We start from the raw sequence: 21,645 nt of genomic DNA on the forward strand, positions 1-21,645 counted from the left end.
GGGCTGCCTCATCAGCAGCCATTCACCAGCAGGAAAATTCTGACTAAGACGGCCCTACCATTCCACACCAGGCATGGCCTGCACTCCACTATTGAACGCGTGCTTGACCAATGTCATTTCGCTCACGGTATCAGCCTGGGCAATCAGCTCAGGCAGTGCGCCGCGTCCGGTAACCACTACATGCTGCATCGCAGGACGCGCTGCAATGTCGGCAAGCACTTCCTGCAGATCCAGATAATGATATTTGAGGACGATATTGAGCTCATCGAGAATGACCACGCCCACACTGGCATCCCGTAGAGCTGCCTGGACCTCGCGCCAGCCTTGCTTGGCAGCGGCAATGTCGCGATCACGGTTCTGGGTTTCCCAGGTGAAGCCTTCACCCATCACATGCCAGGCCACATTAGGCTGTTGACGGAAAAAGGCTTCTTCTCCAGTATCCGACCGTCCTTTGACGAACTGCACCACCACGGCCTTCATGCCATGCCCAAGCGCGCGGGCGAGTAGTCCGAAAGCTGCAGTGGACTTTCCCTTGCCGTTACCGGTGTTGACCAGAAGCAAACCACGCTCGATCTGCGCAGCCGCAATCTTGGCATCGATAATGGCTTTCTGACGCGTCATTCTTTCGGCGTGGCGCTGGTTGCGGTCCGAAGGGTTCTGTTCTGTCATGGACTTAGTCTAGGGTGAGGGTTGTATAGATAAATTTCCAAGGTTGCGCACCTTAACATGGCAAAACAGGTTTTTGATATAAGGTGTTGTAATCACGTCATAAATTCTTATGCGCAGTTGACCATGGATTGATTTTGCAATTATAGTGGCGCCATGAATGCTGATTTGATCACGTTGGAAGAAAAGCTCGCGCAGCTCATTTCATTATGCCAAATGCTGCGAGCCGAAAATCTTGAACTCCGTCAAGAGCTTACACGCTCCCAGGATGACAATAAACAATTGCAGGACAATATCGAGCTTGCCAGCCGCAAGCTGCAAACCCTGATCGAACGCCTGCCGGAGGATAGTGTATGAGCAATGTGCGTGGCGTCGATGTCAGCATCATGGGGCGCGAGCTGACAATTGCCTGTTCCGACGAGGAGCGGGAAGCATTGTTACGCTCCGTCGATTATCTCGACAAGAAGATGCGTGAAATCCGCGATACCGGCAAGGTGGTGGGCGCCGAGAAGATTGCCATCATGGCGGCGCTCAATATTGCCCATGAATTGCTGACCGCCAACATCGGCGGTTTTGACATTGGTGATTTCAAGCGTAGAATCACTTCCATGCAGGAACAGATTGATGCCGTGGTTGGCGAGGAACAAAACCAACTGTTTTAATTAGGCATTGCCTCTGCCATAAGTTACAAGAAGCTGGATGACTCCGGCTTCTTCCCCTTGTTCCCTGCGGTGTTGTCCGGGCCATAGATTCCTTGAACCATAAATTTGGCTTAGGTTTCGGTCTGTTAAGCAGCTATGTGCGCGCTCCGATGCGGGTGTACCTGACGCAGCTTTAGGTCGCTACCACTTGAACCGTACAGGTTCAGGATGCCGGTCCGGATGACATTTGCGGGGAACTCCTTCCAAGCCCTATCTCAGGGCGTGATATTCCAGGTCAGCAAGGCTGACTACTTCCAGCGCCCGCTCATGGGTTGCCTCAAGGATCACCGGCGGGGCATAACCAGCCTCAGCTGCCTCATACCAACGCGAAGCGCATAAACACCAGCGGTCACCTGCCTCCAGTCCAGGAAAACCATATTCAGGCCTTGGGGTACTGAGGTCGTTGCCTTTGGAAAACGCGAAGGCCAGAAACTCTTCTGTCATCATTGCGCAAACCGTATGACTGCCGATGTCTTCCGGGCCGGTGACGCAGCTGCCGCTGCGGGTGAAGCCGGTAACGGGGTCCATGCTGCAAGGTTGTAATGTGGTACCAAGGACGTTGCGGGCCATGCTGTGGATTCTGAAATTCAATTGACTCGGGTTATGATACGGAATCTGTGTTGATTTGAGAATTTCATGCGTTACTGGCTGATGAAATCAGAGCCTTCGGATGTATCGATTGATGACCTGGCATCATTCCCCGACCAATCAGTGGATTGGTATGGCGTGCGCAATTACCAGGCGCGCAACTTCATGCGTGACCAGATGCAGCTTGGCGATGGAATCCTGTTTTATCATTCCAACTGCGCGGAACCTGGTATCGTCGGTATCGCCGAGGTGTGCAAGCTGGCTTATCCTGACCGCCTGCAATTCATCGAAGGACACAAGTATTATGACCCCAAGGCCACGCCCGAGACTCCGCGCTGGTTCAATGTGGATATCAAGCTGGTGCGCAAGACCCGGTTATTGAGCCTGAAACAGATGCGTGAAATTCCTGAATTGCAGAATCTGCGTATCCTGCAGCGTGGTAACCGGCTCTCAATCACGCCGGTGGATCCCAAGGATTGGGAATTTATTATAAAACTGCTTGCCTGACGTTCATTCCGCGACAGCAGCGCGATGCATGATATGCTATCGCAGCGTCAGGTTTCAATTACAAGGAGAGATGATAGTGGTTACAAAAAGAGATGACGGAATAGCAGATCCGCATCAGGATTTGAGAAACAGTGGCCTGAAAATCACCTTACCGCGGCTTAAGGTGCTGGATATCTTCCGCAACAGCGAACAGCGTCACTTGGCTGCTGAAGATGTATACCGTATCTTGATCACCGAGCATTCTGAATTCGGCCTGGCAACGGTTTACCGTGTGCTGGCACAATTCGAGCAGACCGGTTTGCTGAAGAAAAGCCAATTGGGCAACAACAAAGCCGTGTATGAGCTGAACGATGGCGAAGAACACCATGGCCACTTGGTCAGCACCAGCACCGGCGAAGTACGGGAATTCTATGATCTAGGCATCGAGGAGCGCCTCAAGGTAATTGTGCGTGAACTGGGTTATGAGCTGACCGATTACGACATCACCGCCTACGGCACTCCGCTTGTCGACAAGAGGTAATCCCTCCCGTTTGGCCAATAAAAAAGCCCGCTTTCAGCGGGCTTTTTGGTTTCTATCCCAAAAATAACTTGTAGGCAGGATTATCGTTTTCTGCCCAATACGGATACCCCAGGTTCTGCAGGAATTCAGCAAATTCCTTTTCCTCTCTTGGCGGCACCTGCATACCCGCCAGCACTCGTCCATAATCCGCGCCATGGTTGCGGTAATGAAACAGGCTGATATTCCAGTCCTGTCGCATGTTATCAAGGAAATTCATCAATGCGCCTGGCCGTTCGGGAAACTCGAAGCGATAGACCTGTTCATGCTCCGCCTGCGGCGCATGTCCACCCACCAGATGGCGCAGGTGCAGCTTCGCCACTTCGTTGTCGCTCAGGTCCAGCGCGGGCAAGCCATGCTCCTGCAATTGCGCGACCAGCTTGCTGGATTCGCTGGGGTCGTGAATGGCGATACCGACATAGATATGGGCAGATTGCGCATCGGCATAGCGGTAATTGAACTCGGTGATGTTGCGATTGCCGATCAAGCGACAGAATTTCTTGAATGAACCAGGCGTTTCGGGGATAGTGACTGCCAACACCGCTTCGCGCTTTTCACCGATCTCGGCACGCTCTACCACGAAACGCAGGCGATCGAAACTCATGTTAGCCCCGGAAGCAATGGCAACCAGGGTTTTGTCCTGCAAACCATGCTGCTGCGCATAAGCCTTAAGCCCAGCCAGCGCCAGCGCGCCGGTCGGCTCCAGGATCGCACGGGTATCCTCGAACACATCCTTGATCGCGGCGCAGATGGCATCATTGTCCACCAAAATCATTTCATCGACATATTGTTGGCACAGGCGGAAAGTTTCCTCCCCCACCAGCTTGACCGCCTTGCCATCGGCAAACAAGCCCACCTGGTCAAGAGTAATACGTTCGCCTTTCTGCAAGGAGACCGTCATGGCGTTGGCATCGTTCACCTCAACACCGATCACCTTGATTTCAGGCCTTACCGCCTTGACATAAGCAGCTACGCCAGCGATCAGCCCGCCGCCGCCGACAGGGCAGAAAATAGCCTCGATCGGGCCCGGGTTATCCTGCAGGATTTCTACCGCCACGGTGCCTTGCCCTGCGATCACGTCAGGGTCGTCAAACGGATGCACGAACGTCAACTGCTGCTCTTCCATCAATTGCAATGCATGGTTGTAGGAATCGGTATAGGACTCTCCGGCCAGCACTACCTCGCCGCCGCGGTTGCGCACCGCATCCACTTTGATGTCAGGCGTGGTGACTGGCATGACGATCACCGCGCGGCAGCCTGCGTTCTTGGCAGCCAGCGCCACCCCTTGCGCATGGTTGCCCGCAGAAGCCGTAATCACACCATGTGACAGCGCTTCCGTTGAAAGCTGCGCCATCTTGTTGTAAGCGCCGCGCAGCTTGAATGAAAACACCGGCTGCATATCCTCGCGCTTGAGCAATACCTGATTCTGGATGCGGCGGGAAATATTGGACAGGAGGTCCAGCGGGGTTTTGCTCGCCACGTCATAAACATGGGCGGATTTGATTTTCTGCAGATAGTCGATTTTCATGAGGGACGCTGTCCAAGGCTGCACTATGAGATACGGCAGTGTATGATTAAGGGGCTTGATTCGAAAGAATCTGAATTATAAAGAAAACATGGGGTCTGCAAAATGCTGGGTTGCTTCATGCGGCTTCTACCCCGATCAGGTCACCAGTAAATAAAGGTTTTAATAATGGCTACACAAGACGAATTAAAGCAACAGGTTGCCAAGGCAGCCGTGGAATATGTAAAGGGCGGCATCATTGGGGTGGGCACTGGCTCCACCGCCAATTTTTTCATTGATGAGCTGGCCAAGGTCAAGGATCGCATCGAAGGCACGGTTGCCAGCTCCGAAGCCACTGCCCAGCGCCTGCGCGGACATGGCATCAAGGTATTTGACCTCAATGACGTGGACGGCATGGATATCTATGTCGACGGCGCGGATGAAATCACCGAGCACATGCACATGCTCAAGGGCGGCGGCGGCGCTTTGACCCGTGAAAAGATCGTGGCGGCCTGCGCCAAGGATTTCATCTGTATCTGCGACCAGAGCAAGCTGGTATCCGTGATAGGTAAATTCCCGCTGCCCGTGGAAGTCATCCCCATGGCACAGGCCTATGTGGCGCGCGAACTGGTCAAGCTGGGCGGTCAGCCCAAGCTGCGCGACTTCACCACCGATAACGGCAACGTTATCTTGGATGTGCATGGCTTGACCATCACCGATCCTGTAGCGATGGAAGCCAAGATTAACGCCATCGTCGGCGTAGTTACCAATGGCCTGTTTGCGGCCCGTCCAGCCAATGTCTTGCTGCTGGCGACCGCTGACGGCGTCAAGACCATGACAGCGAAATAAACAGCGCTTCAGTTCAACATGAAATTGTCATAATCGGCAATTAGACTACAACGTTGACTCAATCACTTTGGCCGGGTATGCAAAACCCGGCCAAGTTTATTCACGGAAGGGATCACGTTATGCAATTAGAACATACCTCCAAGCAGTATGATGCCGAACTGGAATCAGTCCGTGCCAAAGTGCTGGAAATGGGCGGTTTGGTAGAGCAACAGATCGTCAATGCGCTGGAAGCACTTATTACCGTCAACCTCACCCTGGCGGACAAGGTGATTGCCAACGATCACAAGGTCAACGCGCTGGAAGTCCAGATCGACGAAGACTGCAGCCATATCATCGTGCGCCGCCAGCCCGCTGCCGGCGATTTGCGCATGATCATGATGGTGGTCAAGACCATTACCGACCTGGAACGTATCGGCGATGAAGCCACCAAGATCGCCCGCGTCGCGCAGAAAGTTTCCGAATCTGGCCGTTTATATACGCCACGCTTCAACGAAATCAAGAACATGGTGGCCAACGTACGTGAAATGCTGCGCACCTCCCTGGATGCATTTGCGCGTCTGGATGTCACCAAGACAGTAGACGTGGCGCGCCAGGATGAGCAAGTGGATGAATTGTTCCGCGCGACCATGCGCCAATTGATCACTTTCATGCTGGAAGACCCGCGCACCATTTCCATGTCGCTGGAAGTACTGTTCATAGCCAAGGCCATCGAGCGTATCGGCGACCACGCCAAGAATATTGCCGAATACGTCATCTACATGGTAAAAGGTAAGGACGTTCGTCATACCACGGTGCAGGAAATGGAGCGCGAAGCGCAAGAACCTTGATCGCCCTTGGGATGATTGCCGCACTCCATGTTTCAGAAAAAGGTCAATCTTGCCTATCAAACCTTCGGATTTCCCGGAAATCGCCGCGGTCGACCTGGGTTCCAACAGTTTCCGTCTGCAACTCGCCAGAGTGGCAGACGGACATCTCATTTTCCATGATTCCCTGCGCGAGGCCGTGCGCCTGGGCGCCGGGCTGGACGAAAAAAATAACCTGAGCGCTGATGCGCAACAACGTGCCATCGACTGCCTGAAACGCTTTGGCGAACGATTGCGCGGCTTGCCGCCGCAAGCGGTGCGCGCTGTTGCCACCAATACCTTCCGCGTAGCCCGCAACGCGCCTAACCTGTTGCAGGAAGCCCAGGCAGCTCTGGGATTTCCCATAGAAATCATTGCCGGGCGCGAAGAGGCCCGCATGATTTTCGTCGGCGTCAGCCACAGTCTTCCACCGGCTGACCATAAGCGGCTGGTAATTGATATCGGCGGCGGCTCCACCGAATTCATTATCGGCCAGCACCTGGAACCGACTGCCATGGAAAGCCTATATATGGGCTGCGTCAGCTACAGCATGCGCTATTTCCCGGACGGCAAGATCTCCGAGGCTGCCATGAAACGTGCGCAGATTGCCGCTGCCGCAGAATTGCAAGGCATGCGTAAATATTTTATCGCCGAGGGTTGGAACGAGGCAGTCGGCTCATCAGGCACTGCCAAGGCCCTAGGAGAAATTATCCGGCTCAGCGGGTTAAGCGATGGCGAAATCACGCGTGAGGGTCTGGCATTTATCCAGGAACAACTATTGCAGGCAGGCAATATCAAGAAAATCGATTTGCCCGGTGTGAGTACAGATCGCGCAGCGGTATTACCGGGCGGCCTGGCAGTCATGATGGCGGCGTTTGATGCATTGGATATCAAACGCATGACCACTGCCAGCAGCGCCCTGCGCGAAGGAGTGCTGTACGAATTGCTCGGGCGTTTGCATGACCAGGATATTCGCGAAACCACCGTTTCCAGCTTCATGCGCCGCTACCATGTGGAACCCGACCAGGCAGAACGCGTGCAGGAACTGGCATTACGCCTGTTGTCACAATGCAGCTCCCGTTTACAACACATAGATGAAGAAACTGCCGCGCAATACCTGACCTGGGCAGCGCGACTGCACGAAATCGGCGTGTCGATTGCGCATTCCGGCTATCACAAGCACTCTGCCTATATTGTCGAAAATGCCGACATGCCAGGCTTCTCCAATATGGAGCAGGAAACCCTGGGCCTGTTGGTCAAAGCGCATCGGCGTTCGCTGAGCAAGCTGGAATTCAGCCTGAACGGTCAGACTGACCGTTTGCTGCTGATCCTGATCCTGCGGCTTGCGGTGCTATTCCATCGCAACCGCCAGCCTGACCATCATCCGGAATTGGAGCTATTTATCCTCAAATCCGGCTACCAACTCAATATCACGGCTGACTGGCTCAAGGACAATCCGCTGACAGAAGCAGAATTGGTCAACGAAATCGCCTATTGGAAGGAAATCGGCCTTAGCCTCAGCCTGAGCACTTGAGTGTGCTTAGCCAGGCTGTTGCTTCCCAACTGATCCTTCTTTATTTCCCTGGTCTGCATCTGTACTGATGATTGGCTTTGGGTAATACTGAATTCTCAGCTATCCCTCCAGTCCTAGTGAAAGAACACAATATGCCCATAGTGGAACTCCACGCCATCAATAAACGCGACCAGCGCATCACTCTGGATAGTGGCGTTGTGCTGAACATCTCGGTCGAGCAGATTTTTCTAGTGAATTTCTACCTGGACGGTACCGAAGTAGGTCATCTGAAGTTTGAATCGCTATCATCTCTCAATAACCTCGAAATGCGCCCTATCTACAAAATCAATGGGGAATCTTTCGAACATCCAGCGTTGGCCGCGGATGCCGAACAGCTGCGTGAAGCCGCGATTGCCCTGTATCAGTCATATACCAACGGCAAGATATTGCCTCTCAAGGAAAAGGCAGCCTGACAGGCTGCCTTTCGACTCAAAACTGATACCATTCCTATATCGTAATGCAGGATACCAATATCAATTGCTTCTTGCCGGTATCCTTAACTGCCTTGAGAAAATCTTCATTAACTTGTCTGGTTCAATATCCCGCACCAGCGACAGTAATTCAACCTGGTGATCTACCAGCAATACCGCAGCATTATCATGGTCAAGACGTATATAAGGTTTGGTCATCGGTTTCTCCTTTGGGTTAATTGGTTACATCCACTGCATCTACAAATGACCGCTCATGATGTTTTCATGGGCGGGCTCTACACTCTGGCTGAGACAAACCGGCCATTGTTATAGTCATCAATCGCCTGGTCGATTTCTTCCCAGCTATTCATGACAAAAGGGCCATGGCCCACCACAGGTTCATGCAGCGGTTCCCCGTTCAGCAAAAGCAGGACGGTATCCTGCTGCGCCGCCAGCACCAGTTCATCTCCTTCCCGCTGCATTACAGCCAGTTCGGCAGCACGTACGGTATGCGTATCCCCCAGGCTGACAGCACCATGCAATACAAACACGGCAGTGGTATGGCCTGCGGGCAGGGTGAACCTTGCCGTACTACCAGCACCAAGCCGCACATCCCATACATTCATGGGGCTAAAAGTTCGGGCTGGCCCGCGCACACCTTGATACTCTCCTGCGATGATGCGCACCACGCCTGCGCCATCCGGCAGCGCGGCTTCAGGAATCTGCTCACGGGTAATACCCTGATAGCCCGGCCGCGTCATTTTGTGCCGCGCAGGCAGGTTTACCCAAAGTTGCACCATCTCAAAGACACCTCCAGCCCTGGCAAAGTCATCACCGTGATATTCCTCATGCACGATGCCGGAGCCTGCCGTCATCCACTGCACATCGCCCGGCCCAATGGTGCCGCCAGCATCGGTGGAATCATGATGCGAAACTTGTCCATCGTAGACGATGGTCACGGTTTCAAACCCGCGGTGCGGATGCTGCCCGACGCCACGGCGTTTTTCCGTTGGCTCGAACTGCGCCGGCCCCGCGTAATCCATAAGCAGGAACGGTGACATTTCCTCGTGAATATCGCGATAGGAAAAAACGTTCTGCACGGGGAACCCATCGCCTACCCAATGGCGTCCATTGCTGCGCTTGATGAATGCAAGTTTTTTCATACTGTGCTCCTTTTGTGCTTGCGATATTGCTGGATCTACTTTCTGATAACTCCGCTTTTGATGGTTCCATCATAGAGACAAGACTTTCACAGCACCAGATGGTTAAATGTGAAATCATTTTTCATTTTATTGAACAATCATGGATATCAATGAAGTCGCTGTTTTTGTCCGGGTGGTGCAGGCTGGCGGTTTCAGCGCTGCCGCCAGGCAACTGCAGATTCCGACTTCCACAGTGAGCACCCGCGTGGCGCGGCTGGAACGGCGGCTGGGTGTGACCTTGCTGCAAAGAACAACACGCCGCCTGAATCTGACAGAAGCAGGAACGCTATATTTCGAGCTGGCTTCGACCGGGCTCAACTACCTGCTGGAAGCCGAAGCCACCCTGAATGCCGCTAAACAACAGCCACAAGGCAGGCTCAGAGTCACTGCGCCCGCCGATCTGGGAGACAGCATGCTGGCAGAGCTGGTGCAAGCCATGCACAGCCAATATCCGGACGTAGAGCTGGAGTTGATATTGACCGAGCGCTATATAGACCTGATTGCCGAAGGCATTGATGTAGCTATCCGCACCGGTAAGCTGGATGATTCCAGCCTGATTGCCAGGCCATCGGGGATGGCCTGCTGGGCTACTTTCTCCAGCCCAGACTATCTGGCAAAAGCCCCGGCACTGAATGAGCCACAAGACCTGCACCAGCATCGCTGCCTGCAATTCAGCCCCATGGGTCGTGATGTCTGGACATTGCAGCGCGGTAACAGCCGCATGACTATTCCTCTGCACAGCGCCACTATCGCGAACAGCATCAACTTGGTGCGTCAGATGGCGCTGAACGGGCAGGGCGTGGCCTTGTTACCCACCTATATCTGCAAAGCGGGCATGGTGGTTGGTGAACTGAAACGCGTATTACCGGAATGGACAGCGCAGGCCGACCCAATACACTTGGTCTATCCACGCCAGCGCTTCATGCCACCCAAATTACGGGCCTTCATCGAGGTTGCGCAACATGCGCTAAAACCCTGGTTTGTTTCTTGAACCCTTCCCATGAAAACCCAGCGCTGCACGATCTGCAACTCACTTATACTAGCCGCATGCAAACACCACCCAACCAGTCATCGAAGCCGTCTCCATTCCTGCTATATCTGATCCTGATATTGCCGCCGCTATTCTGGGCAGGCAATTTTGTCGTTGGCAGGGCAATTCACAGCGAGATTCCGCCATTCACCCTGTCCTTTGGCCGCTGGGTGATCGCCTTGCTCTGCATCCTGCCTTTTGCCTATCCGGCAATGCGGCGCGACTGCTTGCTATACTGGCAGTATCGCTGGCGCTTGCTGGCAGTTTCCCTGATCGGCGTCGCTGCCTTCAATACTCTGGTCTATAGCGGCTTGCACTTCACCACCGCTACCAACGGCACCTTGCTCAATTCCTGCATTCCCATCCTGATCCTGCTGTTTGGCAGCTTGTTCTATCGCTTGCGACTGCAGCTTTGGCAGGTTATCGGTCTGGCTTTGTCGCTGTGCGGCGTGCTCACCATTATTCTGCATGGCGAATGGGCGCGCCTGCTCAGGCTGGAATTTTCCATTGGCGACCTGATCATTTTCCTGGCCATGGTGTGCTGGGCGTTTTATACGCTCTGGCTGCGCGATATTCCTGCCAGCATTAATCGCCTGGGATTGATGGGCTTACAGATCATTATCGCCCTTGTGCTGCTGTTTCCGCTGTACTTGTGGGAAGCGATGCATGGCCTCACGCCGCAATGGAATCGGGATGTCTGGCTGGCGCTGGCCTATGTGGGGATTTTTCCATCAGTGATTGCTTACACACTTTATACACTAGGCGTGGCCTATGCCGGTGCGGCACGTGCGGGATTGTTCATTCACCTCATGCCGGTATTTGGCAGCCTGTTATCGGTGATGTTGCTGGGAGAAAGCCTGCATTTGTTTCATGCAGTCGGTATTGCGGCAATTCTGGGAGGCTTGTTCCTGTCCAACCACCCAGCACGCTGAACAAAACGGCTTAGAGCGGCCAACAACATTCTTCTGACCAGATGCAATGCCGTAGACAGTACAATGAGTACGGCACAGAGTAACGACGTCTGGTGAATATTGTTAACTTCTTAATTATCCCAGCACGTCATACCAGATATTGGCTGCCCATGATCTCGCCTCACTCGCCTCGCTGGCCGAGCGCTGCTTCGACACCCCGCCGCCGGCTGCGGGTTTCATTTCGCCGCTTTTGTCATCATAGCGGTAGACATTGGCGACATGCATGGCCTCATCAGCACTGACATAGCTATAACAAGTATTGGCAAAGACTGGGGCAGGGTCGGGAGCCTGCCCGGCGAGAATATCAATGAGAGCGCTGGCACACACCTTGGCTTCCGAGGTGGCGATATGTGCGGATTTGGGCAAGGCGGAATCCAGCGCATCGCCGAGAATGTGGATATGCCGCGCCCGTGTGGATTCATAGCTGCGGTAATCCACGTCGCACCAGCGCCCACCATCGTTGGCCAATCCATTATCCAGCGCGATACGGCCCGCCGTCTGGGGTGGAATCAGGTTGAGTACATCGAATCTGTGACGATCAAATGTGGTTTCCAACATACGCTTGGCCGGGTCAAGCTGCCGCAGCTCACTGAGCGGCTGGTATTCGATCATGCCGGAATACAGGTCGGCCCACGCCCGCTCGAACAGGCCACGCTTGGAAGTGATGGCCGGGTTGGCGTCCAGTATCAGCACCTTAGAACGTGGCTTATGCTGCTTGAAGTAATACGCCACCTGGCATGCGCGTTCATATGGCCCGGGCGGACAACGGTACGGCAGGGCGGGCACCGTCATGGCAAACACGCCGCCATCCGGCATATCCAGCAGCTGCCGCCTGAGGGTTTCCGTCTGCGCGCCCGCCTTCATGGCATGCACATAATGCTGCTGCAAATCCACTCCGGCCATGGCGTTCAGGTGGCTATAGTCAAAACTCACGCCAGGCGCCAGCACCAGCTTGTCATAGTCAAGACGGCTGCCATCATCCAGCCGTAACTGGCGTTTGTCCCTATCGATATTGGTCACGCTGGCATGCCGCATTTGCACGCCGTATTTCTGCGTCAGCGAGGCGTAGGAATGGGTCAGGTCCTGCATTTTCCTGTTGCCGCCCAGCACCATATTGCTGACGGGACAGGAAATAAAACTCCGCCCAGGCTCGATCAGGATGACTTCGATGCCATGATTGCTCCAGACGCGCAGGTATTTGGCCAATGTGGCGCCTGCGAACCCCGCGCCGACCACGACCACACGCGGGGCATTGGCTGCTTGGGCAATATTGCGCCAGGCGCTGGGTAAGACCAGGCTCGCCAGCGCCAGCTTGGCAAAGTCACGGCGCTTCATTGTGCGTTTATTCCCTTCTGCTGGCTTTCTGCAACCGGGATGCCGGAGAAATAAACAGCCAATCCGCTGATTTCCTCCTGCGTCAGCCCCTTGGCATGCTGGTTCATGACGCTGCCATCATCAGGCATTTCGCGGTATTCCTGCATTTTCTGCAGGAAACGCGTAGCGCTGATCCCTGCCAGGTCAGGAATCTCTCCACGGCTGATGCCTTCATAGCCATGACAGGCTGCACATGAGGCAGCCAGCACGCGGAGATGGTGGTTTACCAGCCCTGTCTGAGCCATGGCGGATGCAGACAGGCATATACCCAGCAGGATAGTGCCGATAGCACCCGAAGAACCAGGCATCAGGATTCCGCAGTGGTGGGGTCTATCATGCGCTTGATTTGTGAAATGCGGTTGGCAGGGAAGCCGCCTTCACTGGCGTGCTGGCGGATCAACTCTTCGGAAGGAGCAATATAGACACAGTAAATCTTGTCGTCCGTGACATAGCTCTCCACCCATTGAATCTGCGGGCCCAGATTTTTCAGCACACTGCACGACTTGGCGGAAACGCCCTGCAGGTCGGCAGCAGTCAGGTTGCCCGCGCCAGGAATTTCGCGCTCAATGATAAATTTAGGCATGTTTTCTCCTCGGTTAAATGAATTGACTAAAGCTTGACGGAAAGTTGCTGGGTAAATTCCCCTTCTTCATTGTCGTGGATGGTGACCGTCAGCGTACCATCACCCTTGGCCACGAAGGGAATGCGGATATTGGGGTCTTCACTGATGCCGATATAGGTATCGGCCAGCAATACCGGCTCGCCGTTATAGCGGACATCGATCTTGCTGATATAAAACGCCGGACGGAAGCCCTGCGATACCAAATCGCGTTGCAAGCCGGTGAACATGGGATGTTTGATCTGCAACCTGGCATAACGCATATTACCTTCACTGGCTTCGCTATCCAGCGCCAGGCGCATCTTGCCTGCGTTGCTCCTGGCTTCGGTTTCGTCGCCATCTATCGTGCCGCCGCAGCCGCCGGAGGCCCGCACAGGCGCTGCATTGACGTAGAGTTTTCCATCACTGGTTTCTGCCACTACATGCACAAGCGAATCGGTTTCCAGGCGAATACGGGTCGCAATTTCCGCGCGGCCGCTGTTCGGATTGAAGTGGAACACGGCTGTCATCGGTACCGGATTGGCATCGACTATCACCGTGACCGCCTTGACATATTGCCCTGCAGTCATGGGGTAATCCACGGCAAAGGCAAAAGGCACCTGCGCGCCACTTTCTGCACGTTTGGGCGCGGTGATCCTGATGAAATCAGCCTGCTGGAGGGTTTTGCCCGGGAACATGTCCCGTTGCATGCTCGGCCATATTTTTTCATTGACCTCTGCCCCAGCATTCAAAGACATCGCTGCGAGCAGGATGCCACCCAATAATAAGCGCTTCATCATTTGATTTATCCTGTTCATTCTGTAGAATACCGACTGGTTGGTATGTTATGCCAGTATACAGATTTGTCAACTGATTTTACGCAATCCATCCAGCATCAGGAACATCACGGAAAGTGCTTATGAGCAGCCCAGCATTATCAACGCGCGAACGCATTTTGCAGACCAGCGCGAACCTGATCCTCTCCCGCGGCTTTTCGGCCATGACGGTAGACATGATCTGCGCGCAAGCCAATATCACCAAAGGAGGTTTCTTCCATCACTTCAACAACAAGGAAGTGCTGGGAGAGGCCGTGCTGCAACAATTCTGGCAGGATGCAACAGAACGGCAGGCCCGCGTCACTCAAGCGCCCTATGCGCGACAACTGGATAGAATCGTCGCCTACCTCGATCACGCCATCGCCACCTACCAGGATCCACAACTGGGCCAGGGTTGCATGCTGGCCGTCTTCACCATGGGCCTGGCCGACACCAATCCCGGCCTGTTTCAAGTGTCGCGCGATTATTTCAACCAATGGCGGCTGGAGCTCACTGATATGTTCAAGCAACTCCAGGAGGAACAAGGACAGGAGTCCCTGGATACTGCTGCCTGGGCCGAGTTGTATATTGCAACATTGGAAGGAGCATTGGTACTGGCAAAAGCGAATGCCGACCCACTAGTGATTGCCCGCACACTGACCTTGTACAAACAGCAATTACTGCGTGCCATCGCCGCCTGATCCTCCCAAATACCAAAAATCCATAATTTATTTATGGAAATATCCGTTCGGACCATTGACTCTCATTACGGCTCCTAACTATCATAGCTCGCACCATGCTACTGATAAAAGAATTGCCGACCTCGGAGTCGCTGAAAAAATTTGCCGGTCATTATCCCGATGCCGATATTGTGGCAATTTGGGAGTTCGTCAACATCCTCCGCGCCGCATCCGACATGTCGGATGCACTGGACAAGATGCTGGCGCAGCACAACTTACTGCAGGGCCGCTGGTGGGTGCTGGTACTGCTGCTACGGGAAGAAAACTTCACCTCGTCGCCATCGCTGCTGGCGGAAAAAGCCGGAGTCACCAAGGCCACCATGACCGGCTTCATCGACGGACTGGAGCATGAAGGGCTGGTCACCCGCCTCACCGACCGCAAGGACAGACGCAAACTCAAGATCAAGCTGACCGCCGCAGGGCGCAAAAAGCTGGATGAAGTCATGCCGGTGTACTACACCAACGTCACCGCCTTAATGACCACATTATCCCCACAAAATCGCCAGGATGTGGTGCGCCACATGCAAGCGCTGGGTGCAAATGCAAGCATCCTGAAATAATCGCGCAATCAGGACACAGCATGCACCCCTCCCGCTGGCTTGTCGCCTTTTTGCATGGCACATCCGGCTTGCTGGTTGGAGCCGCACTGTCTGGCTGCATTAGTTCTGCCGGCATCACTGAGCGAGACAACCCCATGGATGTCAGACTGCTGGCCAATGTCAACCCGAGCTTTAACTGGGTGCGGTTGGCGCAACGCGTGCCGGTGGGGGTGCATATCGACGAGATTCCCGACAATACTGTACTGGTGCGGGGATGACCTGTACCGTGATTGTGCGCCCTGCTCTCCAGAACGCGGAAACCAAGCCGCCGCCTGTCTGATTTTTCTGACAATACCAGGCGAAATGCGCTGACTGTTGAATCATCCCTGACAGCGCATACTGGATGGCACTTTCATCCAATGGAGAAACACCATGCCTGCCAAATCCAAAGCCCAGCAAATGGCTGCTGGCGCCGCGCTGGCGGCCAAACGCGGCGAAATCCGCAAGCAAGACCTCAAAGGCGCTTCGCTCTCCATGGTAGATAGCATGACCGAACGTGAGCTGGAAGAACTCGCCTCAACCAAGCGCAAAGGCAAGCCCTACAAAGTAGATAAAGATAAACACGATTGAACCTTGAATGACAAGAGCGCTATTTTCCTGATACCGCGACCAGTTCTGTAGGAAGCTGCAAGCCTGCATTATCTCCTGTAGCTAAAATGATAGCGCCATCCCTTCATCATGCGCTGGCACACGTAGCCGTGGCTTTTCCCTTGCTCAGTAGCAATGAATTTAGTACCGTAGGCTACCCGACCCCTGCAGTACTTAACATGACCATCACCAGCATGCCAGATTACACCACCACCCCGGAACCATTGCCCCCTGCTTGGGCAGAAGCCATTCCCGGCTTACAAACACTCTACGACAACATCAGCGCCACACTAGAGACTGAACCGGATATTCGCCCGCGCCGCGGCTTGTGGTTCGAGGCTTTGCGCCAGGTTTCACCGAAGAATGTCAAGGTCGTCCTGCTTGGGCAGGACCCTTATCATGGCGAGGACCATGGCATTCAGCAGGCGCACGGTCTATCATTCTCTGTGCCGGAAGGCGTGCGGCCACCGCCTTCATTGCGCAACATGCTCAAGGAAATGCAGTTCGATATCGGGCAAAGCCTGACCAGCGGCAATCTCATGTCCTGGGCGCAGCAGGGCGTGCTGCTCCTTAACGCTTCGCTCACGACTCGCGGCGGGGTGGCAGGGGCACACAGCAAGCTATGGACAGGCTTTACCCATGCACTGATACAGTATCTGGGACAGCATACTGCGCCATTAGTATTCATCCTCTGGGGAGCGCATGCGCAACAGTTCCGCCCACTGATTGCCAAACAGCATGTCGTCATCAGCTCCGTCCACCCATCGCCGCTCTCGGCACATCGCGGATTTTTCGGCAGCCGTCCATACAGCAAGGCCAATGCCGCATTGCGCAGCATTGGCCTTGAGGAAGTTCATTGGGGCGTGTAAGCAACACACCTCGCTTGAGATCTATCTCACCAGCAGATCAATCGCGGCCAGAACAACATAGGTAGCCGGGTCATAGACTACGTTGTAGCCTTGGTAATAGCCGATAACATATCCAGGCGGTGGTGGTGGCAAGGTGCGCAGTACATGCATGGGTACTGGCGTGATATAGGGCCGGTAAGCAGGCAGCATCGCATATCCAGGCTGGAAATAAGGCCGATGGTCTACTCGGATTGCTCCCAGGCTACGTGCATAGTTATGCTGCAGGCGCACCCTATCGTGATCGCCGAAACGGTATTGGACATTATGCTGCACGATCACAGGGCGTTGCTGCGCCTGCCAACCCCTGCGGTCATCGTGTCGCTGCCGGTTCCATTGACCGCCGCGCTCATCATGGCGATGATTATCCCAGCGCTGCTCCTGACGTGGACCACGGTCCTGACCACGCTGATGTCTGTCATCCCGATCTGCATATGCCGCGCTCTGGCCCAGCATCAAAGTTATGGCGACCGCGCCCAAGGCTGACCATATGGTTTTCTTCACTGCCTGATTCATCTTGCTCTCCCGGTGAATAGTCTCACCCATTAACTACCCCGATGCCTGTACTGCTAGATATTGATCGCTTTATTATTCTTGATTCATTCCCGGTAATCTGGTGGCACGCTCGAAGACAATGGCGCTCCACGATAACCGGGCGGGGGAGGTGGCGGCGGAACACTGGAGCGTGCAGGCACAACCTGCTGGCGTGTCTGTGCCATGTTTGCCGATACGGCCACCTTGTGCCCTTTGGCATACATGCATTGCGTATAAGCATTATCAAAACGCTGTTGGGCGGTGTAATAAGAGTCAGAAGCCATGCCAGAACCTGCCATTGTCCCCACCAGCAAACCCGAACCTGCGCCGACTGCCGCGCCCTGATGCCCACCGGCAGCAGCACCCAGCAAACCGCCAACAACCGTGCCGACCGCAGCGCTAGTAACTGCACTGTTCTCGGCGGATGCCTTGGCGGAACCGCTTTGTTCCAGCCCAAACTGGCGGCAGATGCTGTCATCGTAACGAAACTGGTCAAACGATTTTCCAGTGCCTGGCAAGGCCATACGGCTTGGCCCATCCGGCGGCAGGGTGGCGCACGCGCTCAACAACAAGACGGGGGTCAATAAAATTACAGCTTTCATGATTTCTCCCTCACCTTACTGCGCAGGTTGCGGAGTGACCTTCTGCCAACCGGCAGGGCATTCCTTCACATAGGGGTAATAGCCCTCTGGCTGGTTGCAGTAATACCAATAAGCGTTTTCCGCAGCCTGTGGCGCTGCGCTTTGCTGGGCAGGCTGTTCGATATAGACCGGCGGCGGCACAGGGGCTGGCGCCGGCGCAACAATTACAGGCGGATAATAGGGGTAGGTAGGCACTGCATAGTATGGGCGTGGATAGTAAGGCCCCCAGCCAGGACCATAAAAACCGGGGCCAAAATAAAAACCGATATTGGGGCCGCCATGGCGATGCCCGCCCCGCCATGGGTTGGCCTGGACACTGACACTTGCAAGCAAGCTGCCTGCCAATGCCAGAAGTATCATCGAGCGCTTAGAGATTGCCACCATACACCTCGCTTCATCCCTTGTTTGGAAATTAATCATAAGACTGGCAAGGCTGAGTCCAAGTTTGTAGGATCAATGTAAAGTTTGGTAATTCTGGGTAATCATCATCGGCACACCCTTAGTCCAATCGGGCTATTGCATTGGCGACATGTGAAGCATAGCGTCGTGCAAATAGATCAACTTTATAAACAAGGGAGTAAGAGACAAATGCTTAAAACGAATATCCTGATCAGCATCCTCAGCCTGACCCTCCTGAACTCAGCGGCATTTGCCGCAAGCAGCGATTTTTCTACCGGTGATGACAGCTGGAGGGCAGCGGGTGATGCCGACGGCCCGCTAAGCTGGCAGGCCAATGGCGGTAACCCGGGGGGCCATGTCAGCATTGATGATCTGACGATCGGCGGCGTTACTTTCTTCATTGCTCCTGCCAAATTCCTGGGCAACCAAAGCGCAGCGCTCGGCAGCAACCTGACCTTCGACCTACAGCAAATCTACTCCGGCTCCCCCAGCCAATTCGACGATGCGGATGTCATCCTGCAGGGAGCAGGGCTAACCTTGGTCTTTGATATCGGCGACCACCCTGCCAATGGCGCATGGACTTCATACTCCGTACCGCTGATTGCAGATGGATGGCGATTGAATTCGCTTTCGGGTGCAGCTGCCAGCGACGAGCAATTCATTGCAGTCCTGTCCGACCTGAGTGCGTTGAAAATTCGCGCAGAATACCGCACCGGTCCGGATATCGGCCTGCTGGACAATGTAACCCTGGTGCCTGAGCCCAGCACCTACGGCATGCTGCTGATCGGCCTGGGTGCCTTCGCCGCGCTCGGCAGGCGCAGACGCAACCAGGCTTAACAAGCTGGTCAGATCACGCTCGGCGGGAATTGCAGTGCCCGCCGACCCGGAAATGCAACATAGTTGCCCGGCAACCAGCATTAAGCTAGAATCCACCCCCTGTCGTACAGAACTGCAACCTTGGTGCATCTCATTACCTATTCCACTTCAAAACTCATCAACTGGGATAAATTCGGCAATATTGTTTCCTGGCTGTGCCTGGTTCATTGCACCGTCCTGCCCTGGCTGGTCATCAGCATGCCCTTATCTTTCCTGCTGGATGAGAGCGTGCATCTGTGGCTCTTCTTCGCGCTGTTCCCCGCCGCCGTATTTGGCGCGTGGTCCGGCTGGCGCCAGCATGGCAACGGCAAACCCAGCCTGTTGCTGGCTGCCGGCTTGGTGCTGGTGGGCAGCGCCACCTTCATTCCCATGAGCACCACTGCTGAAGTGGCGCTCACCATACCCGGCAGCCTGCTGCTGATTACGGGTCACACGCTGAACCGCCGCTTGCAGCGTATCGCGCACATGGCAAGCCCTGCCGGACTCAGTTCCTGATTCTCACGCCTTTCCCGCTGTCCGGGAGACTGGCCCTTTTAGGTTTTCCCATAAAGGTCTATAGTGCCGGGCTGGGGGTCGTTTTACCGAGCTGCATAACACGGGCTAGCCTGGCTCTCATTTCTTTCACCATCAATTCACAAGAAGCAATCAGATATGAGTACAAATACCGCAGATATTGGCCTCATTGGTTTAGCAGTCATGGGGCAGAACCTGGCATTAAACATCGCAGATCACAATTACACGATCTCCGTCTATAACCGCGATCCTGAGAAGACACGCAAATTCATTGCCCACTGCAATGAAAACGAGCCTTCGGCAGAACGCCTGAAAGGCTTCGAAGATCTCGCCACCTTCGTATTGAGCATCAAGCGCCCGCGCAAGATCGTTCTGCTGGTGAAGGCTGGCAGCGCCACTGACGTTACCATCAATGCCCTGATCCCGTTCCTGGAAGAAGGTGACATCATCATCGACGGCGGCAACGCGCTCTGGACAGATACCATCCGCCGCGAAAAGGAACTCCGCGCCAAGGGTCTGGAATTTATCGGCTCCGGCGTTTCCGGCGGCGAAACCGGCGCCCGTTTCGGCCCATCCCTCATGCCTAGCGGCACACGCAACGCCTGGGCCTCGCTGGAACCCATCTGGCGCGACATTGCCGCCAAGGTAGACCCTGTTACTGGCAAGCCACTTGAAGGCGCCGAACCCGGCAAGCCAGTGGAAGGCGGTTTCTCATGCGCGGAATACATCGGCCCTGATGGCGCTGGCCATTATGTGAAGATGGTGCATAACGGCATTGAATACATCGACATGCAGTTGATCTGCGAAGCCTACTGGCTCATGAAGAACCTGCTGGGCATGCGCGCCGACGAAATCGGCAAGGTATTCGAAGAGTGGAACAAGGGCGAACTCTCCAGCTTCCTGATCGAAATCACCGGCGACATTCTGCAACAGAAAGACCCGGCTGGCGAAGGCTTCCTCGTGGACAAGATCATGGATGCCGCAGGCCAGAAGGGCACTGGGCAATGGACCGCCGCCAATGCGCTGGAACTGGGCTCTCCCGCCAACGCCATCGCTGCGGCAGTATTCGCCCGCGCGCTTTCCACCTTGAAGGAAGAACGGGTGGAAGCCAGTGCCATTCTCAAGGGGCCGGTAATCAAGCAGGAATCCGACCGCGAGAAACTGATCGAAGCCATCCGCAACGCGCTATATTGCTCCAAGATCTGCGCCTACGCCCAGGGCTTCCAGCTTATGGATAAGGCACAGGTTGCCTATAACTGGAAGCTCAATTTCGGCGAGATTGCGCAAATCTGGCGCGGCGGCTGCATCATCCGCGCCCGTTTCCTGCAGAAGATCACCGACGCCTACGCGCTGGACTCTCGCCTGAAGAACCTGATGCTGGACCCTTACTTCACCGAGGCGCTCCATGAAGGGCAGGAAAGCTGGCGCGATGTGGTATCGCTGGCAGTCCGCAACGGCATCCCGACCCAGGCATTCTGCGCTGCGTTGTCCTATTACGACGCTTACCGCAGCGCTTCGCTGCCCGCCAATTTGTTGCAGGCACAACGTGACTTCTTCGGCGCCCATACCTATGAGCGTGTAGACCAGCCGCGTGGCAAGTTCTTCCACACCGACTGGCCAGAACCTGGCCGTCCGCAACTTGAAGTGTAAACAGCTCTTTTGAG

29 protein-coding genes and 1 pseudogene are annotated in these 21,645 nt (G+C 54.8%); 18 read left to right on the top strand and 12 right to left on the bottom strand.

Annotated elements, in window-relative coordinates; all coding sequences use genetic code 11:
• Nucleotides 1-54: 54 nt before the first annotated feature.
• Nucleotides 55-669, bottom strand: a complete 615-nt coding sequence (gene cobO, locus V7Z75_RS06870) for a cob(I)yrinic acid a,c-diamide adenosyltransferase (RefSeq protein WP_334107890.1) — start codon at nt 667-669, stop codon at nt 55-57.
• Between the two features lie 153 nt (nt 670-822).
• Here cobO and V7Z75_RS06875 point away from each other — a divergent pair, with 153 nt between their 5' ends.
• Both V7Z75_RS06875 and V7Z75_RS06880 read left to right on the top strand, forming a co-directional pair.
• A complete protein-coding gene (locus tag V7Z75_RS06875; RefSeq protein WP_334107891.1) occupies nt 823-1,023 on the top strand; it encodes a hypothetical protein in 201 nt (66 codons plus the stop codon).
• Entirely contained in the window at nt 1,020-1,328 is a 309-nt protein-coding gene (locus V7Z75_RS06880; protein WP_334107892.1) for a cell division protein ZapA, read from the top strand. The genes V7Z75_RS06875 and V7Z75_RS06880 overlap by 4 nt, the downstream gene beginning before the upstream one ends.
• A 249-nt stretch (nt 1,329-1,577) precedes the next feature.
• On the opposite strand, the gene V7Z75_RS06885 is transcribed toward V7Z75_RS06880, so the two are convergent.
• Nucleotides 1,578-1,937 (bottom strand): DUF2237 family protein, encoded by a 360-nt coding sequence (locus V7Z75_RS06885; RefSeq protein ID WP_334107893.1) that lies wholly within the window; start codon nt 1,935-1,937, stop codon nt 1,578-1,580.
• A 66-nt stretch (nt 1,938-2,003) separates the two neighbouring features.
• Between V7Z75_RS06885 and V7Z75_RS06890 the strand changes: the two genes are divergently transcribed.
• On the top strand, nt 2,004-2,462 hold the full coding sequence (locus tag V7Z75_RS06890; RefSeq protein ID WP_334107894.1) for an EVE domain-containing protein: 459 nt from the start codon (nt 2,004-2,006) through the stop codon (nt 2,460-2,462).
• A gap of 70 nt (nt 2,463-2,532) precedes the next feature.
• Nucleotides 2,533-2,982 (top strand): transcriptional repressor, encoded by a 450-nt coding sequence (locus V7Z75_RS06895; RefSeq protein WP_442919892.1) that lies wholly within the window; start codon nt 2,533-2,535, stop codon nt 2,980-2,982.
• A 52-nt stretch (nt 2,983-3,034) separates the two neighbouring features.
• Here the strand turns inward: V7Z75_RS06895 and ilvA are convergent, their stop codons facing one another.
• Nucleotides 3,035-4,546, bottom strand: coding sequence for a threonine ammonia-lyase, biosynthetic (gene ilvA, locus V7Z75_RS06900; RefSeq protein ID WP_334107896.1), 1,512 nt, complete (start codon nt 4,544-4,546; stop codon nt 3,035-3,037).
• A 165-nt stretch (nt 4,547-4,711) separates the two neighbouring features.
• Between ilvA and rpiA the strand changes: the two genes are divergently transcribed.
• The 4 genes from rpiA (at nt 4,712) to V7Z75_RS06920 (ending at nt 8,199) form a co-directional block, all read left to right on the top strand.
• A complete protein-coding gene (rpiA, locus tag V7Z75_RS06905; protein WP_334107897.1) occupies nt 4,712-5,371 on the top strand; it encodes a ribose-5-phosphate isomerase RpiA in 660 nt (219 codons plus the stop codon).
• A 119-nt stretch (nt 5,372-5,490) separates the two neighbouring features.
• Complete coding sequence (phoU, locus tag V7Z75_RS06910) at nt 5,491-6,198, top strand: phosphate signaling complex protein PhoU (RefSeq protein WP_334107898.1); 708 nt, start codon at nt 5,491-5,493, stop codon at nt 6,196-6,198.
• 49 nt (nt 6,199-6,247) lie between these two features.
• Nucleotides 6,248-7,747 carry an exopolyphosphatase gene (gene ppx / locus V7Z75_RS06915; protein WP_334107899.1) on the top strand — a complete coding sequence of 500 codons (1,500 nt, stop codon included), beginning with the start codon at nt 6,248-6,250 and terminating at the stop codon, nt 7,745-7,747.
• A 131-nt stretch (nt 7,748-7,878) separates the two neighbouring features.
• Nucleotides 7,879-8,199, top strand: coding sequence for a hypothetical protein (locus V7Z75_RS06920; protein ID WP_334107900.1), 321 nt, complete (start codon nt 7,879-7,881; stop codon nt 8,197-8,199).
• A gap of 111 nt (nt 8,200-8,310) precedes the next feature.
• Here the strand turns inward: V7Z75_RS06920 and V7Z75_RS06925 are convergent.
• Nucleotides 8,311-8,415: pseudogene (locus tag V7Z75_RS06925) on the bottom strand (hydrolase); the annotation flags it as partial.
• 77 nt (nt 8,416-8,492) lie between these two features.
• A complete protein-coding gene (locus tag V7Z75_RS06930; RefSeq protein ID WP_334107901.1) occupies nt 8,493-9,359 on the bottom strand; it encodes a pirin family protein in 867 nt (288 codons plus the stop codon).
• Between the two features lie 139 nt (nt 9,360-9,498).
• On the opposite strand from V7Z75_RS06930, the gene V7Z75_RS06935 reads away from it, so the two are divergent.
• Together V7Z75_RS06935 and V7Z75_RS06940 are read left to right on the top strand one after the other, a co-directional pair.
• On the top strand, nt 9,499-10,389 hold the full coding sequence (locus V7Z75_RS06935; protein WP_334107902.1) for a LysR family transcriptional regulator: 891 nt from the start codon (nt 9,499-9,501) through the stop codon (nt 10,387-10,389).
• Nucleotides 10,386-11,360: a DMT family transporter gene (locus V7Z75_RS06940; protein WP_334107903.1), complete on the top strand. Its 975-nt coding sequence runs from the start codon at nt 10,386-10,388 to the stop codon at nt 11,358-11,360. The genes V7Z75_RS06935 and V7Z75_RS06940 overlap by 4 nt, the downstream gene beginning before the upstream one ends.
• A gap of 114 nt (nt 11,361-11,474) precedes the next feature.
• Here V7Z75_RS06940 and V7Z75_RS06945 read toward each other — a convergent pair whose 3' ends face one another.
• Genes V7Z75_RS06945 through V7Z75_RS06960 form a run of 4 tightly spaced genes read right to left on the bottom strand, consistent with a single transcriptional unit; the run spans nt 11,475 to nt 14,171 of the window.
• Nucleotides 11,475-12,734, bottom strand: a complete 1,260-nt coding sequence (locus tag V7Z75_RS06945) for an NAD(P)/FAD-dependent oxidoreductase (RefSeq protein ID WP_334107904.1) — start codon at nt 12,732-12,734, stop codon at nt 11,475-11,477.
• Nucleotides 12,731-13,081 carry a c-type cytochrome gene (locus V7Z75_RS06950; RefSeq protein WP_334107905.1) on the bottom strand — a complete coding sequence of 117 codons (351 nt, stop codon included), beginning with the start codon at nt 13,079-13,081 and terminating at the stop codon, nt 12,731-12,733. Before V7Z75_RS06950 ends, V7Z75_RS06945 begins: the two co-directional genes overlap by 4 nt.
• Entirely contained in the window at nt 13,081-13,356 is a 276-nt protein-coding gene (locus V7Z75_RS06955; RefSeq protein WP_334107906.1) for a DUF4242 domain-containing protein, read from the bottom strand. Before V7Z75_RS06955 ends, V7Z75_RS06950 begins: the two co-directional genes overlap by 1 nt.
• Before the next feature lie 26 nt (nt 13,357-13,382).
• Entirely contained in the window at nt 13,383-14,171 is a 789-nt protein-coding gene (locus V7Z75_RS06960) for a quinoprotein dehydrogenase-associated SoxYZ-like carrier (RefSeq protein WP_334107907.1), read from the bottom strand.
• 119 nt (nt 14,172-14,290) lie between these two features.
• Here V7Z75_RS06960 and V7Z75_RS06965 point away from each other — a divergent pair, with 119 nt between their 5' ends.
• The 5 genes from V7Z75_RS06965 to V7Z75_RS06985 all read left to right on the top strand — a co-directional run bounded on the left by V7Z75_RS06965 (nt 14,291) and on the right by V7Z75_RS06985 (nt 16,982).
• On the top strand, nt 14,291-14,887 hold the full coding sequence (locus tag V7Z75_RS06965; RefSeq protein ID WP_334107908.1) for a TetR/AcrR family transcriptional regulator: 597 nt from the start codon (nt 14,291-14,293) through the stop codon (nt 14,885-14,887).
• Nucleotides 14,888-14,982: 95 nt separating this feature from the next.
• The gene (locus V7Z75_RS06970; RefSeq protein WP_334107909.1) at nt 14,983-15,486 is read left to right on the top strand and encodes a MarR family winged helix-turn-helix transcriptional regulator; all 504 of its coding nucleotides are present in this window, start codon (nt 14,983-14,985) and stop codon (nt 15,484-15,486) included.
• 20 nt (nt 15,487-15,506) lie between these two features.
• The gene (locus V7Z75_RS06975; RefSeq protein WP_334107910.1) at nt 15,507-15,743 is read left to right on the top strand and encodes a hypothetical protein; all 237 of its coding nucleotides are present in this window, start codon (nt 15,507-15,509) and stop codon (nt 15,741-15,743) included.
• Nucleotides 15,744-15,897: 154 nt separating this feature from the next.
• Complete coding sequence (locus V7Z75_RS06980) at nt 15,898-16,095, top strand: DUF3008 family protein (protein ID WP_334107911.1); 198 nt, start codon at nt 15,898-15,900, stop codon at nt 16,093-16,095.
• Between the two features lie 197 nt (nt 16,096-16,292).
• Entirely contained in the window at nt 16,293-16,982 is a 690-nt protein-coding gene (locus V7Z75_RS06985; protein WP_334107912.1) for a uracil-DNA glycosylase, read from the top strand.
• Nucleotides 16,983-17,003: 21 nt separating this feature from the next.
• On the opposite strand, the gene V7Z75_RS06990 is transcribed toward V7Z75_RS06985, so the two are convergent.
• The 3 genes from V7Z75_RS06990 to V7Z75_RS07000 all read right to left on the bottom strand — a co-directional run bounded on the left by V7Z75_RS06990 (nt 17,004) and on the right by V7Z75_RS07000 (nt 18,577).
• Nucleotides 17,004-17,534, bottom strand: a complete 531-nt coding sequence (locus V7Z75_RS06990; RefSeq protein WP_334107913.1) for a hypothetical protein — start codon at nt 17,532-17,534, stop codon at nt 17,004-17,006.
• 83 nt (nt 17,535-17,617) lie between these two features.
• Nucleotides 17,618-18,154 carry a YMGG-like glycine zipper-containing protein gene (locus V7Z75_RS06995; protein WP_334107914.1) on the bottom strand — a complete coding sequence of 179 codons (537 nt, stop codon included), beginning with the start codon at nt 18,152-18,154 and terminating at the stop codon, nt 17,618-17,620.
• A 15-nt stretch (nt 18,155-18,169) separates the two neighbouring features.
• The gene (locus V7Z75_RS07000; RefSeq protein WP_334107915.1) at nt 18,170-18,577 is read right to left on the bottom strand and encodes a hypothetical protein; all 408 of its coding nucleotides are present in this window, start codon (nt 18,575-18,577) and stop codon (nt 18,170-18,172) included.
• Nucleotides 18,578-18,781: 204 nt separating this feature from the next.
• Here V7Z75_RS07000 and V7Z75_RS07005 point away from each other — a divergent pair, with 204 nt between their 5' ends.
• From V7Z75_RS07005 to gndA, 3 genes are all read left to right on the top strand, one after another.
• On the top strand, nt 18,782-19,429 hold the full coding sequence (locus V7Z75_RS07005; protein WP_334107916.1) for a laminin B domain-containing protein: 648 nt from the start codon (nt 18,782-18,784) through the stop codon (nt 19,427-19,429).
• 123 nt (nt 19,430-19,552) lie between these two features.
• Nucleotides 19,553-19,963: a MerC domain-containing protein gene (locus tag V7Z75_RS07010; RefSeq protein WP_334107917.1), complete on the top strand. Its 411-nt coding sequence runs from the start codon at nt 19,553-19,555 to the stop codon at nt 19,961-19,963.
• A gap of 156 nt (nt 19,964-20,119) precedes the next feature.
• Nucleotides 20,120-21,631 carry an NADP-dependent phosphogluconate dehydrogenase gene (gene gndA / locus V7Z75_RS07015; RefSeq protein WP_334107918.1) on the top strand — a complete coding sequence of 504 codons (1,512 nt, stop codon included), beginning with the start codon at nt 20,120-20,122 and terminating at the stop codon, nt 21,629-21,631.
• Nucleotides 21,632-21,645 lie beyond the last annotated feature (14 nt).

Source organism: Methylobacillus sp., assembly GCF_036844465.1.
Taxonomy (GTDB): domain Bacteria; phylum Pseudomonadota; class Gammaproteobacteria; order Burkholderiales; family Methylophilaceae; genus Methylobacillus.